Raw genomic sequence first — 18,292 nt, 5'->3', positions numbered from 1 at the left:
AGGTCCTGCGCAGAGGTCGTGGCGATGTCGTGGGCCCCCAGCCTGTGTGTTCGGTGCTCCTGCGGGTCTCCTGCGACGCGTATGTGCCGGGCCGTGCTCCGGGGCTGTGCGGTACCCTGACGCCATGCGTGCCGTACGCCTTCTGCTTAGCGAGCCGCGCTGATCACTCCCGACCGGTGAGAATGCCTGGTCGGACTCGGCGCGGCGTCCCCTCCTGTGCGAGGGGATTTTTCGTTTCCGTAGACGTGTGTCCGTAGACGTGGGCGCCGGCAGATGACGATCGATGGAGCTTTGAGGATCATGAGCGAGACGAATTCCGCAGTCGAGGTGGCTGCGCCGCACCGCTACACGGCAGCGATGGCCGCCGACATCGAGGCACGCTGGCAGGACTTCTGGGACGCCGAGGGGACGTACGAGGCGCCGAACCCGATTGGTGATCTGGCGGACAATCCGGAACTGGCCGCCAAGCCGAAGAAGTTCATCATGGACATGTTCCCCTACCCCTCGGGTTCTGGTCTGCATGTCGGCCATCCGCTGGGCTACATCGCCACCGATGTCTACGCCCGCCACCAGCGGATGACAGGGCACAACGTCCTGCACACCCTGGGCTTCGACGCCTTCGGCCTGCCCGCGGAGCAGTACGCCGTGCAGACCGGTACGCACCCCCGGGCCTCCACCGAGGCCAACATGGAGAACATGAAGGTCCAGCTGCGCCGGCTGGGCCTGGGCCACGACAAGCGCCGCTCCTTCGCGACGATCGACGCGGACTACTACAAGTGGACCCAGTGGATCTTCCTGCAGATTTTCAACTCCTGGTACGACACGGAGGCCGACCGGGCCCGTCCGGTCGCCGAACTGGTCGCCCAGTTCGAGAGCGGTGAGCGCCCGGCCCCGGACGGCCGTGAGTGGGGCGCGCTGAGCACCGCCGAGCGCGCCGACGTCCTGGGGCGGTACCGCCTGGCGTACGCCTCCGACGCGCCCGTCAACTGGGCGCCGGGGCTGGGCACCGTTCTGGCCAACGAAGAGGTGACGGCCGACGGCCGTTCCGAGCGCGGCAACTTCCCCGTCTTCAAGGCCAAGCTGCGCCAGTGGAACATGCGCATCACGGCTTACGCGGACCGGCTGCTGGACGACCTGGACGGGCTGGACTGGCCCGAGGCCATCAAGCTGCAGCAGCGCAACTGGATCGGCCGTTCCGAGGGTGCGCGCGTCGACTTCCCGGTCGACGGAGCCGGTGACATCACCGTTTTCACCACCCGTCAGGACACCCTGTTCGGGGCCACGTACATGGTGCTGGCACCCGAGCACGAGCTGGTCGAGCGGATCATCCCCGCAGCCTGGCCCGAGGGCACCCACCCGGTGTGGACCGGTGGTCACGCGAGCCCGGCCGAGGCCGTGACGGCGTACCGCAAGCAGGCCGCCGCCAAGTCCGATGTGGAGCGGCAGGCCGAGGCCAAGGACAAGACCGGTGTATTCACCGGCGCGTACGCGACCAACCCCGTCAGCGGGGCAAAGGTCCCTGTCTTCATCGCCGACTACGTCCTGATGGGCTACGGCACCGGCGCGATCATGGCCGTACCTGCGCACGACGTTCGGGACTTCGCCTTCGCGCGCGCTTTCGAGCTGCCGATGCGCTGCGTCGTCGAACCGTCGGACGACCGCGGCACGGACCCCTCGACGTGGGAGAACGCCTTCGCCTCGTACGAGGCGAAGCTGGTCAACTCGGCGAACGACGAGATCTCGCTGGACGGTCTGGGCGTCGTCGACGCGAAGGCGAAGATCACCGAATGGCTGCAGGCGCACGGCGTCGGAGAGGGCACCGTCAACTTCCGGCTGCGTGACTGGCTGTTCAGCCGGCAGCGCTACTGGGGCGAGCCCTTCCCGATCGTGTACGACGAGGAGGGCATCGCCCACCCGCTGCCCGAGTCGATGCTGCCGCTGGAGCTGCCCGAGGTCGAGGACTACTCGCCCCGCACCTTCGATCCGGAGGACGCCGACACCCTGCCCGAGACCCCGCTGTCCCGGAACGCCGACTGGGTCAACGTCACGCTGGACCTGGGCGACGGGCCGAAGAAGTACCGCCGCGAGACCAACACCATGCCGAACTGGGCGGGTTCCTGCTGGTACGAGCTGCGCTACCTGGACCCGAACAACGACCGCCAGCTGGTCGACCCGGCGATCGAGCAGTACTGGATGGGACCGCGGGAGGGCCGGCCGACCGGTGGCGTCGACCTGTACGTCGGCGGTGCCGAGCACGCCGTGCTGCACCTGCTGTACGCGCGTTTCTGGTCCAAGGTCCTGCACGACCTGGGGCACGTCTCCTCTGCCGAGCCGTTCCACAAGCTGTACAACCAGGGCATGATCCAGGCCTTCGTGTACCGGGACAGCCGTGGAATCGCCGTCCCGGCCACCGAGGTCGAGGAGCGCGACGGGGCGTACTACTACCAGGGCGAGAAGGTCAGCCGTGTCCTGGGCAAGATGGGCAAGTCCCTGAAGAACGCCGTGACGCCCGACGAGATCTGCGGTGAGTACGGGGCGGACACCCTGCGTCTGTACGAGATGGCCATGGGCCCGCTGGATGTCTCACGGCCGTGGGACACGCGTGCGGTGGTGGGCCAGTACCGGCTGCTGCAGCGGCTGTGGCGCAATGTCGTCGACGAGGAGACCGGTGAGGTCACCGTGGTCGCCACGGAGCCCGACGAGGACACACTGAGGGCACTGCACAAGGCCATCGACGGTGTCGGCCAGGACATGGCCGGGATGCGCTTCAACACCGCCATCGCCAAGGTCACCGAGCTGAACAACCACCTGACGAAGTCGGGCGGCCCGCTGTCGCGGTCGGTCGCCGAGCGGCTGGTGCTGCTGGTCGCACCGCTGGCTCCGCACGTGGCGGAGGAGCTGTGGCGCCGACTGGGCCACACCGAGTCCGTCGTGCACCAGGACTTCCCGGTCGCCGACCCGGCGTACGTCGTGGACGAGACCGTGACCTGCGTGGTGCAGATCAAGGGCAAGGTCAGGGCACGCCTGGAGATCTCCCCGTCGATCACGGACGAGGAGCTGGAAGCGCTGGCGCTGGCCGACGAGAGCGTCGTGGCCGCACTGGGCGGAGCCGGGATCCGTAAGGTGATCGTGCGGGCTCCGAAGCTGGTCAACATCGTCCCTGCGTGACGGCGGAGGCCCGTTGACCCGGTCCGTTACGGCTTCTGGACCGCGCTCGGCGGTCGCGGGACGGTTGTCGGGCCGGCCTTGGGGCTTTCCCCTACGGGCAGGTTGGGGGTTCCGAAGGAACCCCTGGCCTGCCCGTTCCGTTTACCGTAGAAGGGGCGACCGCACACCGGCAGCCGAATCAAGAACCGAGGGGCGTTCATGGAAGCCGTGATCCTGATCCTGACGCTGCTTTTCGTCGCGTTCATGGCGCTCGGGGTGTACGCCGGAGTGAAGGCCGTCCGCGCCGCCAAGCGTGGCGTGGACCGTACGATCACGCAGGCGCGCCGCTCCGTCGAGGACACCGCGCTGCGGGCGAAGAGCTACGGGCAGCCGGGCGTCCAGGGGGAGCTTGCGCAGCTGCGGCTCGCTCTGCGGACGTCGATGCGGGCTACCCAGGACGCACTGAGCGCGGGGGTGGCAGAGGATTCCTCGCTCTCGGAGTCGATGGGGCTGTTCCAGCGGCTGAGTGCGCACGGACGTGAGCTCGACAGCGAACTGAAGCGGCTGGAGCGCGAACCCGACCGGGCGACGGTCGCCACGCTGCTGCCGAGCCTGAAGGAGCGCACGGAGCGCATCACGCACTCGGCGGAGTCGCTGCGCTGGGCGGCGCGTGACCGGGCGCGGCAGTTCGCCGACGACGATCTGGCGGCGCTGAACGCGCAGATCGACGTGGAGGCGGGTGCTCTGCGGCACTGGACGACGGAGGAGTCGGCGGCACAGGACGGTGCGACGGGGCAGAGCTGGAGCGGCCCGGCCGAGGGAGAGGCGCCGCAGGCGCTCACGCCTCCGGACCCGCGACTGCAGACGGGGTACCCGTGGCAGAAGTCCGCCAGGCCGGAGACCACGAACTGAGACGGAGCGGCGTGGCCGGGACCGGCAGGATTCTTTCCGGACCGACCGGGAATGATCGGCAGTCCGGGCCCGAGCTGCCGTGCCCCCGTCCCGGAAGGTAATCTCCGGCTCATGTCCCGCCATGTCGCGATCGTCACCGATTCAACGGCCTACCTGCCGCGCCAGACGATGGAACGGCACGGCATCACCGCAGTGCCCCTGACCGTCGTCCTGGGTGATCAGGCTCTGGAGGAGGGCACGGAGATCTCGGCCAGGTCGCTGGCTCTGGCGCTGCAGAAACGTCGCTCCGTGACCACGTCCCGGCCCAGCCCCGAGGTTTTTGCCGCCACTTACCGTGCCGTGGCCGAGGCGGGGGCGACAGGCATCGTCTCCCTGCACCTGTCGGCCGAGTTCTCCGGCACGTACGACGCCGCACTTCTCGCCGCGAAGGACGCGCCGGTTCCGGTGCGTGTGGTGGACACCGGAATGGTCGCCATGGCGTTGGGGTTCTGCGCGCTTGCCGCGGCGGAGACGGTCGAGGCGGGCGGTGGCCTGGACGCGGCGGTCGCGGCGGCGGAGAAGCGGGCGGCGGGCACATCGGCGTATTTCTATGTCGACACGCTGGACTACCTGCGCCGGGGCGGGCGCATAGGTGCTGCTCAGGCGCTGCTCGGGTCCGCACTCGCGGTGAAACCCCTGCTCACGCTGGACGGCGGACGTATCGAGCTGCTGGAGAAGGTGCGGACGGCTTCCAAGGCGATCGCGCGGCTCGAGGAGATCGTTACCGAGCAGGCCGGATCGGGTGCGGTGGACATCGCCGTGCATCATCTGGCCGCACCGGAGCGTGCGGAGCGGCTGGCCGAGCGGCTGCGCGAGCGGGTTCCGGGGCTGGTCGAGCTGCATGTCAGCGAAGTGGGCGCGGTGATCGGGGCGCATACCGGTCCTGGTCTGCTGGGGGCAGTGGTCTCACCCCGTTGACCCGGCCGTTGCCTCCTCCCGTTGGTCCCTCCTGCTGATCCTGCTCTGTTGATCTTGCCCTGCTGATCGCAACCATTGATCTATCCCTGCGGATTACCGGTCCTGCTGATCTGCCCTGCTCGTCCGGCCGGGCTCACTCCGGCGAGTGAGGGAAATATCCACAACCAGTGGGTTATCCACCGGAATTGAGGCTTCCAAACAGATTTCGGGAGAAGTGCCTAGCGTCGTGAGGCATGGCCCTTCGATCACTTCACGCAGCCAGCCGTGCAACCATCCGACCGACCAGCCGCGCCACACGCCGCGCCACACGCGAGCCCGGGCACGGGCCCGGACCGTTCCCCGGGCCGGGCCGGATTCCGGACCCGGCCGAACATGCCCGGCCCGGTTCGGGCAGGGGCCCGGGTTCGGGCAGCGGTCCCGGCGTCAGGCCCGGGGGAGGGGCGGGCACCGGACCGGGTGCCCGCCACGGCCATCGGCGCAGGGCCGGGCGCGGGCGTGATGTTGCGGTAGCTGCGGCTTCACGTCGCCGCGCGGACGCGCTGATGGGGGCGTACGGAGGGGCGGGCGGCCGACACGCGAGGGGAACGGCCGTCCCTGCCGCGGTCGTCGACTCCGCCGAGGCCACTATCCCTGACACGGTCGCAGCCCGTGCCCCGGCCGTAGTCCGTACCACTGCCGTTGCCCGCCCTCCTGTCGTACCGCCGACCCCGGCCATCTCCAGGGCGGCCACTTCCCAGGGCTCGGTCCAGGCCCGGGGGCCGTCCCTCGCTTCCGCGTCCCCGCAGGCGCCCGCTCGCGTTCCCGGCCCCGCCTCTGCGCGTGTTCGTGGTGCAAGGACGATTCCCTCCTGGGCGTCGGCTCCCACGCCGGAGGCACGGCCTGCCGCCGCCCGGGCGGCGGCGGAGCCGGACCCGGTTCGTGGCGCACCGCCCGTGGGTGAAGGCGCCGGAGGGGTGTCGCGGTGGCGGGCTGTCGGTCCGGCCCTGCGGGAGCGGTTACCCCTGTGGGTGCAGCTCCGGTGCGGTCTGGAACCAAGAGCACTCGCAGCGCTCGCCGTTGTTCTGGCAGGGGCCGCGGCCCTTGCTGCCACACACTTCTGGTCGGCGCGGCCCCAGCCCGTACACGCCCCCGAGCAGGTGAAGGAGGCCACAGCAGCTCACGCCGCCGCGCCGGGGTCCTCGGATCCCCGAGGTCCCGGTCTCATGCCCGGGCCGTCTGCCGGGCCGCCCCCCACCGTCGCAGCGGGCGGACTGATCGTTGTCGATGTGAGCGGAAAGGTGCGGCGGCCGGGAATCCAGCATCTGCCTGCCGGTTCACGCGTCGCCGACGCTCTGCGCGCAGCGGGAGGAGTGCGCGAGGGCACGGATGTCACCGCACTCAACCGGGCGCGTGTTCTGGCGGACGGTGAGCAGGTAGTGGTGGGCATGCCCGCTGTGCAGCCCGCCGCGGGCGGAACAGCGGGCGGCGGAGGGGAGGGTGCCGGACAGGCGGGACCCACGACACCGGTGAGCCTCACCACGGCCACCGTCGAGCAGCTCGAGACGCTCCCCGGCGTCGGACCCGTACTCGCCCAGCACATTGTCGACTACCGCACCGAGCACGGGGGTTACCGGTCCGTCGACGAACTCCGCGAGGTGAACGGGATCGGTGACCGCCGATTCGCGGATCTCCGGCCGCTGGTCCGGCCATGAGCAGCGTCGATGTCCATACGGTCGCGGGTGGCCGACTGGGTGCCGCCGATCCGCGGCAGGAAGGTCCGGTGGATCTTCGGCTCGTCCCGCCTGCCCTGGCGGCATGGGCTGCGGCCGCGCTCGCCCTTGTGGTGCCGGGCCGATGGGTGGCTCTGGGGGCCGTCGTCTGTGCCTGCGTCGCCCTGGTGTTCCTGGCCGCGCCCAGGCTGTCGGCCCGGGGTGGACGGGAGCCCCGGCTGCCGGCAGGGACGGCAGGAGCCGGGACCGGTGGGGGCACCGGCGGTGACCGGCCCACGGGGGGAGCCGCCGGGGCACGGCGGCCCGGGGCCAGGGCCACAGCCGCGGCCGCGGTACTGCTCTGTGCAGCGGCAGGCGCCGCTGCGGCGGGGCTCCATGCGGCGGATGTGCGGAGCGGCCCCGTTCCCGGCCTGGCGCGGGACTACGCCCGGGTCGAGGCGGAGGTGACGGTCACGTCCGACCCGCGGCAGACCCAGCCGCAGGTCCGGGGCGACCACAGCACCCCGGTATCCCTGCTCCTCAACGCCGAGGTTGACCGGCTGACGGTTCCCGGGGGTGCCGTCACCCGGCTCCGTACCCCTGTCCTCGTCATGGTCGCGCCCGGTGACACGGCAGCACAGTGGCGTCGGCTGCTGCCGTCGACCGGGCTCCGTCTGAGCGGGCGGCTCGCACCACCGCGCCACGACGGGGAGCGCCTTGCCGCGGTGCTGGGCACGGACGCCGACGAGGCGCCGCAGATCATCGGCCGGCCGACGCTCCTCCAACGCGCGGCGGGAGAGCTGCGCGCCGGCCTGCGGGAGGCGACGGACGGGCTCGAACCCGATGCGCGGGCACTCCTGCCGGGGCTGGTGGTCGGCGATACCTCCCGGGTCCCGCCCGAGCTGCACGACGCCTTCAAGGCCACCGACCTCACCCACCTGCTCGCCGTCTCCGGCGCCAACCTGTCGATTCTGCTCTTCCTGCTCATCGGCCCACCGGGCACGGCCCTGCGCAGCGAACGCAGCGGTCTGGCACCCCGGCTGGGGATTTCCCTGCGGATGACCGCAATGATCGGCGGCGGGATCGCACTCGCCTTCGTCATTGTCTGCCGCCCCGAGCCGAGCGTTCTGCGCGCGGCTGCCTGCGGTCTGATCACGCTGCTCGCCATCGGCACAGGCCGCCGCAGATCACTCCTTCCCGCGCTGGCCGCCGCTGTTCTGCTGCTGGTGCTGTACAACCCGTGGCTGGCCCGCAGTTATGGATTCCTGTTGTCCGTGCTGGCCACCGGGGCGCTGCTGACTCTCGCACCGCGGTGGAGCAGCGCACTGCAACGGCATCGGGTTCCGCCACGGCTGGCCGAGGCGCTGGCTGCCGCGGGCGCCGCTCAGGCGGTGTGCGCCCCCGTGGTCGTGGTCCTCGCCTCGCGGGTCAGCATGGTGGCGATTCCCTGCAATCTGCTGGCCGAATTCGCGGTGGCGCCCGCGACCGTCCTGGGGTTCGCTGCGCTCGTGGCGGCCCCCGTGGCCATGCCCGTGGCCGAACTGCTCGCCCTGGTCGCAGGATGGCCGGTCGGATGGATCGCGTCCGTGGCCCGCTACGGAGCGGGCCTGCCAGGGGCGGAGGCCGACTGGCCGGGAGGCTGGCCGGGGGCGGCACTCCTGGCCGGTGGCACCGCCGTCGCGGTGCTGTCGGCCCGCCGCCTCGCCCGCCATCCCTGGGTCTGTTCGGCCGCAGCCCTCCTTCTGGTCCTCGTCGTACTGAGACCGGTGCCGCTCACCCGGATCGTGACCGGATGGCCCCCTCAGGGCTGGGCGTTCGCGATGTGCGACGTGGGGCAGGGAGATGCCATGGTGCTCGCAGCGGGCAAAGGCGCGGGGGTGGTCGTCGACACCGGCCCCGATCCCCGCCTCGTCGACCGGTGCCTGCGCGACCTCGGCATCACGCGCGTGCCGCTCCTTGTGCTCACCCACTTCCACGCCGACCATGTGCGGGGTCTGCCGGGTGCGCTGCGTGGAAGGCAGGTCGGAGCGATCCAGACGACGAGTCTCGACGAACCGGCGGGCCAGGCCTCGTTCGTGAAGAGGACGGCGGCTGCGGCGCACATTCCCGTGGTAGCGGCGATCCCCGGGGAGCGCCGACGGCTCGGCCCGCTCGACTGGCGGGTTCTCTGGCCGGCAGCAGACTCGCACGGTGCGGCGCCCGCCTTCGTCACCGAGGAGCCGAACGACTCCAGCGTCACCCTCTTCGTGCGGTCCGGCGGGCTGACCCTGCTGCTCCTCGGCGATCTCGAACCCCCGGCACAGCAGGCGGTGTTGCGTAACTACCCGACGCTGCCCCGGGTGGACGTGCTCAAGGTGGCGCACCACGGCTCGGCGTACCAGGACACCGCCCTCCTGCGCAGCGCTCGTCCCAGGCTCGCCCTCATTTCGTGCGGTGCGGACAACCCGTACGGGCATCCGGCGGCCCGTACGGTCGAGGCACTCGGAGCAGGGGGCGCGAAGGTTCTGCGGACGGACACCGACGGTGCGATCGCGGTGGCGGGTGCCGGGGCCGAACTGCGTGCGGCAGGGCGCTCATGAGCGCCCTGCCCGGTCGGCGCCGCGGCCACCTGTCAGATCAGCCAAGTCCCCTCGAGCATCAACTCGCGCCCGGTCAGCTCGTTCTCCTCCCGCCACGCTTTGACGGCGTCCGGGGTGATGCGCAGGTACACCCAGGCGGGTCGGCCTCGCAGGTCCCAGTGGAGCTTCGTGGCGAACGCGTCCCCGGACTCGGCGGGGAGCTCCACCCCCTCCACGATCTCGGCCGTCCCCTCGATGAGCACCACATCACGGGTGTGGCCCAGGGTGACCCTGGCCTGTCCGGACGGCGTCACGTTGACCGCTGTCGGATTGGTGCGCCGGGTGGCCAGCAGCAGCGTTCCGCGGTCCCACACGAACGACAGCGGTACCAGGCAGGGCACGCCCTCCGCGGAGGCCGTGGCGACCCAGGCGTCCTCGTCCTTCTCCAGGCGATCGAGCACGTCCTGTTTGCGCTGCTCCGGGCCGCGTGCCGACTCTCGTATCGTCATGGTCCCTACGCTATCCACCAGCCGTGCCCACGACCTCCGTCGTCGGTCCTAGGACCCGTGACTGATGGCGCAGTCCCGCGGACCGGGACAGACTTCCGTCATGAACAAGGAATCGCTGGAGCCCCGGGAGACGTCCGCCATCTCCCCCCACGCGTGGATCGATGCCTATCTGGAGCGCATCGGTGCCGCCCGCCCCGCTCGCTCCGACACGGCGGCTCTGCGCGAGCTGCAGCTCCGCCACTTGATGACGGTGCCCTTCGAGAACCTCTCGATCCACCGTGGCGAGGACATCGTCCTGGAGGAGGAGAGGCTCATCGAGAAGATCGTGACGGAGCGGCGGGGCGGTTTCTGCTACGAGTTGAACGGTGCCTTCGCCGCGCTGCTGAGCGCGCTCGGCTTCCGCGTCACGCTGCTCCAGGCGCGGGCCTTCGGCGACGGCGGGAGGCTCGGCATTCCGTACGACCACATGGCGTTGCGCGTGGAGACCGACGACGACACGGGCCCCTGGCTGGCCGATGTCGGGTTCGGCGACCACGCCGTGCGGCCGCTCGCGCTGGACGACCGGACCGAACAGGAGGACCCCTGCGGTGTGTTCCGGTTCAGAGCCGCCCCGCAAGGGGACCTCGATCTGCTGCGCGGGGGCTCGCGGCAGTTTCGTCTCGATCTCCGCCCGCGAACACTGGCGGACTTCAGGGCAGGGGCCTGGTACCACCGGACCTCGCCGGATTCCCACTTCACGCGGTCCCTCGTCTGCTCCCGGCTCACCGGCACCGGGCGCGTGACGCTCAGCGGCCGCACCCTGGTCACGACCGTCCGGGGTGAACGGCACAAGACGGAGCTGGGCACCGATGCCGAGGTGCTGGCCGCCTACGACGAGCACTTCGGGCTGCGCCTCGCCGTGCTGCCCGAAGTGCGCCGGAGTCCGAATGCGTGACATGTGCGACACACACAAGTGGAACGATCAATTCGGACCTTCGGTAACACCTCGTCACAACCCCCTACGAGCTCCCGTGTTTGCCTCGAACGTTGCATCAGTGATCGAATATCCACTCGTCGGCGGGCCGCTGCTCCGACAACGACGTCCAGCTGTCAGGGGTCCGAGGTGAGAACCGCCCTTGGGAGTGCGCGCGCATGTTCGGCCGTTGGCTAGGCAACAAGGCAAGGTCCGGAAACACTCTCGGCAGCGCCGTCGCCGGACTCGCAGTCCCGCGCACCGCTGGTCTGCTCAGCTGCCGGGTACTCGACCCCGTCAACGAACCGGTGCGTCATGCCGAGTTCGTCGTCACCGACAGTGCGGGCCGCAAGGTCGTCGGCGGGGAGACGGACCCCTTCGGGAGCATCGTCGCCACCACTCCCGCAGGTGACTACCGGCTCGCTGTCACGGCCGAGGGGTTCACCCCGTTCCACGGCCCGGTCACGGTCGCCGAGAGCGGTCACGCGAGCCTCGGCGACGTGACCCTCCAGGTGTCCGTGCCTCCGCAGCTTCCCGACCCGGGCGACTGGGATATCGAGCCGACGCACTCTCAGATCGGTTTCACGGCACGTCATATCGGCATGGCCCGCATCCACGGCAGGTTCAACACCTTCGCCGGCGCCGTCCGGATCGCCGACCGCATGGAGGACTCCGCCATGCACGTCATCATCGACGCCGCGTCGATCGACACGAACGTCCAGATGCGCGACGACCACCTGCGCTCCGGTGACTTCCTCGACATCGGGCGCTACCCGACCCTCGAGTTCTACAGCGAGCGCTTCGTCCATCGCGGTGGCAGCCGCTGGGGCATCAGCGGTGCGCTCACCCTGCACGGTGTGAGTCGCACCGTCACGCTGGACACCCAGTACCTCGGTCTGGGCAACGGATTGGAGGGTGAGACCCGCGCCGCCTGCCGGGCCACCACCGAACTGCACCGCGAGGACTTCACCCTCACCTGGCAGACGATGCTGGCCCGCGGTATCGCGGCGGTCGGCTCGAGCATCGAGGTCGACATGGACATCCAGATCATCCCCAAGAGCAAACCCTTCTCCAGGAACTGACCCGTTCCCGGGCGCCGCCCCGTCTCCAGGAGCTGACCCGTTCCCGGGGGCCGCCCCGGTCCCAGGAGCTGACCGTTTCCGTGGCGCTGACCCGTATCCGGTGGCGCAGGCCCGTTCCTGGGCGGCGACCCGGGGCGGCCCGCCGCTAAGGCGCTTCCAACCACCCCTCGTACTCCGCGGCGAACGCGTCCAGCGCCGCGGAGTCCAGGCGTCCGTCCGGATCCTCCACGACCACCAGCCACTGGGCGTCCTCGGCATCGTCCTCGCCGGCCAGGGCGTCGCGTACGAGCTGGGGCTCCTCGGTGACGCCGAACCGGTCGCCGAGGTCCTCGGCCACCTCCTGGGCAGCGTCACGGTCGGGCAGCACCAGCACATGTCTCACATCGCTCACCCGGTCATTCTCCGGTACGGCCGGGCCGGCATCCCCGCCGCGTTGTCACACGTGCGTGGGATGCTGGACCGCGATGGCCACCAGACGCAATTCCACCGACGATCCGCTCGCCCCCGTCACACTCGCCGTGGGCCAGGAGGACCTGCTCCTGGACCGGGCCGTGCAGCAGGTGGTGGCAGCCGCCCGCGCCTCCGACGCCGACACGGACGTCCGGGACCTCGCCTCCGACCAGCTGCAGCCCGGCACGCTCGCGGAGCTGACCAGCCCGTCGCTCTTCGCCGAGCGCAAGGTCGTGATCGTCCGCAATGCGCAGGACCTCTCCGCCGACACGGTCAAGGACGTCAAGGCCTACCTCGGTGCGCCCTTCGAGGAGATCACCCTCGTGCTCCTGCATGCGGGCGGGGCCAAGGGCAAGGGGCTGCTGGACGCGGCACGGAAGGCGGGGGCGCGCGAGGTCGCCTGCCCCAAGACGACCAAGCCGGCCGAGCGGCTCTCCTTCGTACGGTCGGAATTCCGGGCGCTCGGACGCTCCGCGACCCCCGAGGCGTGCCAGGCCCTGGTGGACTCCATCGGCAGCGATCTGCGGGAGCTGGCCGCCGCCGTCTCGCAGCTGACCGCGGATGTCGAGGGCACCATCGACGAGGCGGTCGTCGCCCGCTACTACACGGGCCGCGCTGAGGCCTCCTCCTTCACCGTCGCCGACCGTGCGGTCGAGGGCAGGGCGGCAGAGGCCCTCGAGGCACTGCGCTGGTCGCTCTCCACCGGGGTCGCCCCCGTCCTGATCACCAGCGCGCTCGCACAGGGTGTGCGCGCGATCGGCAAGCTGTCGTCCGCCCGGGGTGGACGGCCTGCGGACCTCGCCCGCGAGCTCGGCATGCCGCCTTGGAAGATCGACCGGGTGCGCCAGCAGATGCGCGGTTGGACGCCGGACGGGGTGGCAGCGGCGCTGCGTGCGGTCGCGACGGCCGATGCCGGGGTCAAGGGTGGCGGGGACGACCCTGCCTACGCCCTGGAGAAAGCCGTGGTGGCTGTCGCGCACGCGGCCCGGTCCGGGCGCTAGGACCGACTCGGGCGCGATCGCAACGCATAGCTGCGCGCGTCGCACGCCCCGCAACGCATAGCTGCGCGCATCGCAGGCACCGCAACGCATGACCGCGCGCGCCGCGCGGTTCGCACGCAACGCGTAGCCGCCGCACCCCATCGCACGCGCCGCACCGCATAGCGCCGCACTGCTTAGCTGCGCGCATCGCAACGCATAACCGCACGCAACGCATAGCTGCCGCACTCATCGCACACGCCGCATCGCGTCGCACAGACCGAAGGCCCCGGTCGCCGTCCTGGGGAGGACGGCGACCGGGGCCTCCGGTTCACGCTTGGTGTGCCGCACCCGCGTGGCGAACGCAGGTTCGGTGTGCGGCACGGAGTGCCGGTCAGGAGCGGGAGAGAGGGCCCGCTGAGTCCGTTCCGGCGATCACATCAGTAGCTCAGCCCTGCAGGGCGGCAACCTTGAGCGCCAGCGCCGACTTCTTGTTGGCGGCAGCGTTCTTGTGGATGACACCCTTCGAGACAGCCTTGTCGAGCTGGCGCGACGCGTCACGGACGGCCACAGTGGCCTTCTCGACGTCACCGGCAGCGGCAGCCTCACGGGCCTTGCGGATCGAGGTCTTGAGCGACGACTTGACGGCCTTGTTACGCAGGCGCGCCTTCTCGTTCGTCTTGTTCCGCTTGATCTGGGACTTGATGTTCGCCACGAAAGAGCCTTTTCAGGTTCGTTGGATCTTCTATGTGCGCCACGCCGCTTCTGAGGGCCACGAGGCACAGCTGCCCACGATACCAGTCGCCCCATGACCGGCCCAAACCGGTCTCAGCCCCGCAGGCGTGGGACGATGGAAGCTGCGTATAGATCCGTCCGACCCGACAACGACCCGAGACACGGCGTTCGGCGTCTCAAGAATCAGGACCCTGCGTGCCCGCGACTCCTACCAACGTGCCCGAGCCGAGCCGTACCGACCCGGCGCTGATCCGCAACTTCTGCATCATCGCGCACATCGACCACGGCAAGTCGACGCTTGCCGACCGGATGCTTCAGCTGACGGGCGTGGTCGACGTGCGGCAGATGCGCGCTCAGTACCTCGACCGGATGGATATCGAGCGCGAGCGCGGCATCACGATCAAGTCCCAGGCGGTACGTCTGCCGTGGGCACCGAACACGGGCGAGGACACGGGCACCACCCATGTCCTCAACATGATCGACACCCCGGGGCACGTGGACTTCACCTACGAGGTCTCCCGCTCGCTCGCCGCCTGCGAGGGCACGGTTCTCCTGGTGGACGCGGCGCAGGGCATCGAGGCCCAGACGCTCGCCAACCTCTACCTCGCGATGGAGAACGAACTCACCATCGTCCCGGTGCTCAACAAGATCGACCTGCCGGCCGCGCAGCCGGAGAAGTTCTCCGAGGAGCTGGCCAACCTCATCGGCTGCCAGCCGGAGGACGTACTGAGGGTGTCCGCCAAGACCGGTGTCGGCGTGGACGCCCTGCTCGACCGGGTGGTCAGGGACGTCCCCGCCCCCGTCGGGCAGGCGGACGAGGCGGCCCGCGCGATGATCTTCGACTCGGTCTACGACCCCTACCGGGGTGTTGTCACCTACGTCCGTGTCATCGACGGTCAGCTCAACAAGCGCGAGCGCATCCGGATGATGTCCACGGGTGCCACCCACGAGCTGCTGGAGATCGGCGTCTCGTCCCCGGAGATGACCCCGGCCGACGGCATCGGTGTGGGCGAAGTGGGCTACATCATCACCGGGGTGAAGGACGTCCGGCAGTCCAAGGTCGGTGACACGATCACCTCCCTGCACAACGGGGCGACCGTGGCGCTGGGCGGTTACAAGGACCCCAAGCCGATGGTGTTCTCGGGTCTGTACCCGCTGGATGGTTCCGACTACCCGGACCTGCGCGAGGCCCTCGACAAACTCCAGCTCAACGACGCCGCCCTGGTGTACGAGCCGGAGACCTCCGCGGCACTCGGCTTCGGCTTCCGCGTCGGCTTCCTCGGCCTGCTCCACCTCGATGTGGTCCGTGAGCGGCTCGAGCGCGAGTTCGGTCTGGAGCTCATCGCCACCGCCCCCAACGTGGTCTACCGCGTCGAGATGGAGGACGGCACCGAGCACATCGTCACCAACCCGAGCGAATTCCCCGAGGGCAAGATCGACAAGGTGCACGAGCCCGTCGTGCGTGCCACGGTCCTGGCGCCCAGCGAGTTCATCGGCGCGATCATGGAGCTCTGCCAGAACCGGCGCGGCACCCTGCTCGGCATGGACTACCTCTCCGAGGACCGGGTGGAGATCCGCTACACCCTGCCGCTCGCCGAGATCGTCTTCGACTTCTTCGACCAGCTGAAGTCCAAGACCCGGGGCTACGCCTCGCTCGACTACGAGCCCACCGGCGAGCAGTCCGCCCAGCTCGTCAAGGTCGACATCCTGCTGCACGGCGACAAGGTCGACGCGTTCTCCGCGGTCACGCACAAGGACAAGGCGTACGCGTACGGCGTCCGGCTCGTCGCCAAGCTGCAGAAGCTCATTCCCCGGCAGAACTTCGAGGTGCCGATCCAGGCCGCCATCGGCGCCCGGGTCATCGCCCGTGAGACCGTCCGCGCCATCCGCAAGGACGTCCTCGCCAAGTGCTACGGCGGTGACATCTCCCGGAAGCGGAAGCTGCTGGAGAAGCAGAAGGAAGGCAAGAAGCGGATGAAGATGGTCGGCAATGTGGAGGTGCCGCAGGACGCGTTCATCTCCGTCCTGTCGACCGACGAGTCGGCCGGCGAGGGCAAGCCGAAGAAGTAACGCCGCCCTTCGCTCCTGGTATCTACCCGGGAGTAGCCCAACGGGCCCCTGTGTCGCAGACGCCTGCGGCGCGGGGGCCCGTTCGTTATGAAGCGGCGGCCTGTTGCCTCTTACGCCGCGGACCCGCGCGCTCTACTCTGATCACCACCCGTTAGTTACTCACCAGTTAAACAAGCAGGTCGAGCGGGAACGAGAAGCAGGAACAGCAGGCAGCAGCCCCCCAGCACTCAGCACCATTACCCAGCAGCCTCGTAGCAATGCCGCAGGCCCGGAGGACGTCGTGAGCGACACACAGACCTTGATCGATAACCGACCGCCCTCCGTGGCGACTCTCTTCATCGACCGCGTGGCGGCCACCCCGGACGGTGAGGCGTACCGCTACCCCGTGCCGTCGGCCTCCGGTCAGGGACCGGACGAATGGAAGTCGCTGACCTGGGCGCAGGCCGCGACGAGAGTCCACGCCATCGCGGCCGGCCTGATCGGGCTGGGTGTCCGGCCGGAGGAGCGCGTCGCGCTCGCCTCCTCCACCCGTGTCGAATGGATCCTCGCCGACCTCGGCGTGATGTGTGCGGGCGCCGCGACCACGACGATCTACCCGTCCACGAACACCGAGGAGTCCGCCTTCATCCTGGCCGACTCCGAGAGCCGTGTGCTGATCGCCGAGGACGCCGCCCAGCTGGCGAAGGCCCGGGAGAACCGGGCCGGGCTGCCCGACCTGGCCCATGTCATCGTCATCGACCCGGCCGGTGCGGAGCCCGTGGAGGGCGACCCCGAGGGCTGGATCCTCACGCTGGCCGAGCTCGAGTCCCGTGGCGTCGAGTACCTGGTGAAGAACCCGGACGCGGTCACGGACCGGGTCGCCGCGATCACCGCCGACCAGCTCGCCACCCTGATCTACACCTCGGGCACCACCGGGCGCCCCAAGGGTGTACGGCTGCCGCACGACAACTGGTCGTACATGGCCAAGGCCACCGTGGCGACCGGCCTGATCACCGCCGACGACGTCCAGTACCTGTGGCTGCCGCTCGCCCACGTCTTCGGCAAGGTCCTCACCTCCGGCCAGATCGAGGTCGGTCATGTCACGGCGGTCGACGGCCGCGTAGACAAGATCATCGAGAACCTTCCGGTCGTCCAGCCGACCTACATGGCAGCCGTCCCGCGGATCTTCGAGAAGGTCTACAACGGGGTGGCGGCCAAGGCGCGGGCCGGCGGCGGTGCCAAGTACAAGATCTTCCAGTGGGCGGCAGGCGTGGGCCGCGAGTACGCGAAGGTGTCGCAGGACAACTTCCGCCGTACCGGCAAGGCTTCTGTGCCGTTCGGGCTCGGTGCCAAGCACAAGGTCGCCGACGCCCTCGTCTTCGCGAAGATCCGTGAGGCCTTCGGCGGCCGGCTCCGCGCCTGTGTCTCCGGCTCCGCCGCCCTCGCCCCGGACATCGGCTTCTTCTTCTCCGGCGCCGGGATCCACATCCTGGAGGGCTACGGCCTCACCGAGTCCAGCGCCGCCTCCTTCGTCAACCCGGGCGAGGCCTACCGCACCGGCACCGTCGGCAAGCCGCTCCCCGGCACCGAGGTCCGGATCGCGGAGGACGGTGAGATCCTGCTGCGCGGCCCCGGCCTGATGGAGGGCTACCACCAGCTGCCCGAGAAGACCGCCGAGGTGCTGGAGTCCGACGGCTGGTTCCACACCGGCGACATCGGCGAGCTGTCCGAGGACGGTTACCTGCGGATCACCGACCGCAAGAAGGACCTGATCAAGACGTCCGGCGGCAAGTACATCGCTCCGGCCGAGGTCGAGGGACAGTTCAAGGCGGTGTGTCCGTTCGTCTCCAACATCCTGGTGCACGGTGCGGACCGTAACTTCTGCACCGCCCTCATCTCGCTCGACGAGCCGACCATCCTCGGCTGGGCGGAAGAGAACGGACTGGGTGGCAAGCCGTACGCAGACGTGGTGGCCTCCCCGCAGGCCGTGGAGCTCATCGAGGGCTATGTGAAGCGCCTCAACGAGGGTCTGCAGCGCTGGCAGACCATCAAGAAGTTCCGGCTGCTGCCGCGTGACCTCGACATCGAGCACGGCGAGCTGACCCCCAGCCTCAAGCTGAAGCGGCCGGTCGTCGAGCGCGAGTACAAGGACCTCATCGACGACATGTACGCGGGCTCCCGCGAGGCCTAACAGCCGAGGAGCGCGTCAGGACGCTGCCGGAGGGCAACGGCCGTCGGGTACGCCGTGGACGGGGCCGGCGGGTGCGGAAGCACCC

Annotated in this window: 13 protein-coding genes; 10 read left to right on the top strand and 3 right to left on the bottom strand. The window is 69.8% G+C overall.

Annotated features, from left to right (window positions below; all coding sequences use genetic code 11):
- The first annotated feature begins 300 nt into the window (after positions 1–300).
- The 5 genes from leuS to ACFWBQ_RS33045 all read left to right on the top strand — a co-directional run bounded on the left by leuS (position 301) and on the right by ACFWBQ_RS33045 (position 9,283).
- Entirely contained in the window at positions 301–3,168 is a 2,868-nt protein-coding gene (gene leuS, locus ACFWBQ_RS33065) for a leucine--tRNA ligase (RefSeq protein ID WP_385505738.1), read from the top strand.
- A 198-nt stretch (positions 3,169–3,366) separates the two neighbouring features.
- Complete coding sequence (locus ACFWBQ_RS33060) at positions 3,367–4,059, top strand: hypothetical protein (RefSeq protein ID WP_385505733.1); 693 nt, start codon at positions 3,367–3,369, stop codon at positions 4,057–4,059.
- Positions 4,060–4,170: 111 nt separating this feature from the next.
- On the top strand, positions 4,171–5,016 hold the full coding sequence (locus ACFWBQ_RS33055) for a DegV family protein (protein WP_385505731.1): 846 nt from the start codon (positions 4,171–4,173) through the stop codon (positions 5,014–5,016).
- 1,202 nt (positions 5,017–6,218) lie between these two features.
- The gene (locus ACFWBQ_RS33050) at positions 6,219–6,707 is read left to right on the top strand and encodes a helix-hairpin-helix domain-containing protein (RefSeq protein WP_385505729.1); all 489 of its coding nucleotides are present in this window, start codon (positions 6,219–6,221) and stop codon (positions 6,705–6,707) included.
- The gene (locus ACFWBQ_RS33045; protein ID WP_385505726.1) at positions 6,704–9,283 is read left to right on the top strand and encodes a ComEC/Rec2 family competence protein; all 2,580 of its coding nucleotides are present in this window, start codon (positions 6,704–6,706) and stop codon (positions 9,281–9,283) included. Before ACFWBQ_RS33050 ends, ACFWBQ_RS33045 begins: the two co-directional genes overlap by 4 nt.
- A 32-nt stretch (positions 9,284–9,315) precedes the next feature.
- On the opposite strand, the gene ACFWBQ_RS33040 is transcribed toward ACFWBQ_RS33045, so the two are convergent.
- Positions 9,316–9,771: a pyridoxamine 5'-phosphate oxidase family protein gene (locus ACFWBQ_RS33040; protein WP_385505724.1), complete on the bottom strand. Its 456-nt coding sequence runs from the start codon at positions 9,769–9,771 to the stop codon at positions 9,316–9,318.
- 100 nt (positions 9,772–9,871) lie between these two features.
- Here ACFWBQ_RS33040 and ACFWBQ_RS33035 point away from each other — a divergent pair, with 100 nt between their 5' ends.
- Positions 9,872–10,705: an arylamine N-acetyltransferase gene (locus tag ACFWBQ_RS33035; RefSeq protein WP_385505723.1), complete on the top strand. Its 834-nt coding sequence runs from the start codon at positions 9,872–9,874 to the stop codon at positions 10,703–10,705.
- 197 nt (positions 10,706–10,902) lie between these two features.
- A complete protein-coding gene (locus tag ACFWBQ_RS33030; protein ID WP_385505721.1) occupies positions 10,903–11,805 on the top strand; it encodes a YceI family protein in 903 nt (300 codons plus the stop codon).
- Positions 11,806–11,950: 145 nt separating this feature from the next.
- On the opposite strand, the gene ACFWBQ_RS33025 is transcribed toward ACFWBQ_RS33030, so the two are convergent.
- On the bottom strand, positions 11,951–12,196 hold the full coding sequence (locus ACFWBQ_RS33025; protein ID WP_385505720.1) for a hypothetical protein: 246 nt from the start codon (positions 12,194–12,196) through the stop codon (positions 11,951–11,953).
- A 73-nt stretch (positions 12,197–12,269) separates the two neighbouring features.
- On the opposite strand from ACFWBQ_RS33025, the gene holA reads away from it, so the two are divergent.
- Positions 12,270–13,256: a DNA polymerase III subunit delta gene (gene holA / locus ACFWBQ_RS33020; protein WP_385505719.1), complete on the top strand. Its 987-nt coding sequence runs from the start codon at positions 12,270–12,272 to the stop codon at positions 13,254–13,256.
- 424 nt (positions 13,257–13,680) lie between these two features.
- Here holA and rpsT read toward each other — a convergent pair whose 3' ends face one another.
- Positions 13,681–13,947 (bottom strand): 30S ribosomal protein S20, encoded by a 267-nt coding sequence (gene rpsT, locus ACFWBQ_RS33015; RefSeq protein WP_014156344.1) that lies wholly within the window; start codon positions 13,945–13,947, stop codon positions 13,681–13,683.
- Between the two features lie 215 nt (positions 13,948–14,162).
- On the opposite strand from rpsT, the gene lepA reads away from it, so the two are divergent.
- Together lepA and ACFWBQ_RS33005 are read left to right on the top strand one after the other, a co-directional pair.
- Positions 14,163–16,037, top strand: a complete 1,875-nt coding sequence (gene lepA / locus ACFWBQ_RS33010) for a translation elongation factor 4 (protein ID WP_385505716.1) — start codon at positions 14,163–14,165, stop codon at positions 16,035–16,037.
- Positions 16,038–16,317: 280 nt separating this feature from the next.
- Entirely contained in the window at positions 16,318–18,207 is a 1,890-nt protein-coding gene (locus ACFWBQ_RS33005; RefSeq protein WP_385505715.1) for an AMP-dependent synthetase/ligase, read from the top strand.
- The last annotated feature ends 85 nt before the right edge of the window (positions 18,208–18,292 follow it).

This window comes from Streptomyces sp. NPDC060035 (assembly GCF_042736635.1).
Lineage (GTDB): Bacteria > Actinomycetota > Actinomycetes > Streptomycetales > Streptomycetaceae > Streptomyces.
Note: the sequence above shows the minus strand (reverse complement) of the source record. Positions and strands in the feature narration are given on the sequence as shown.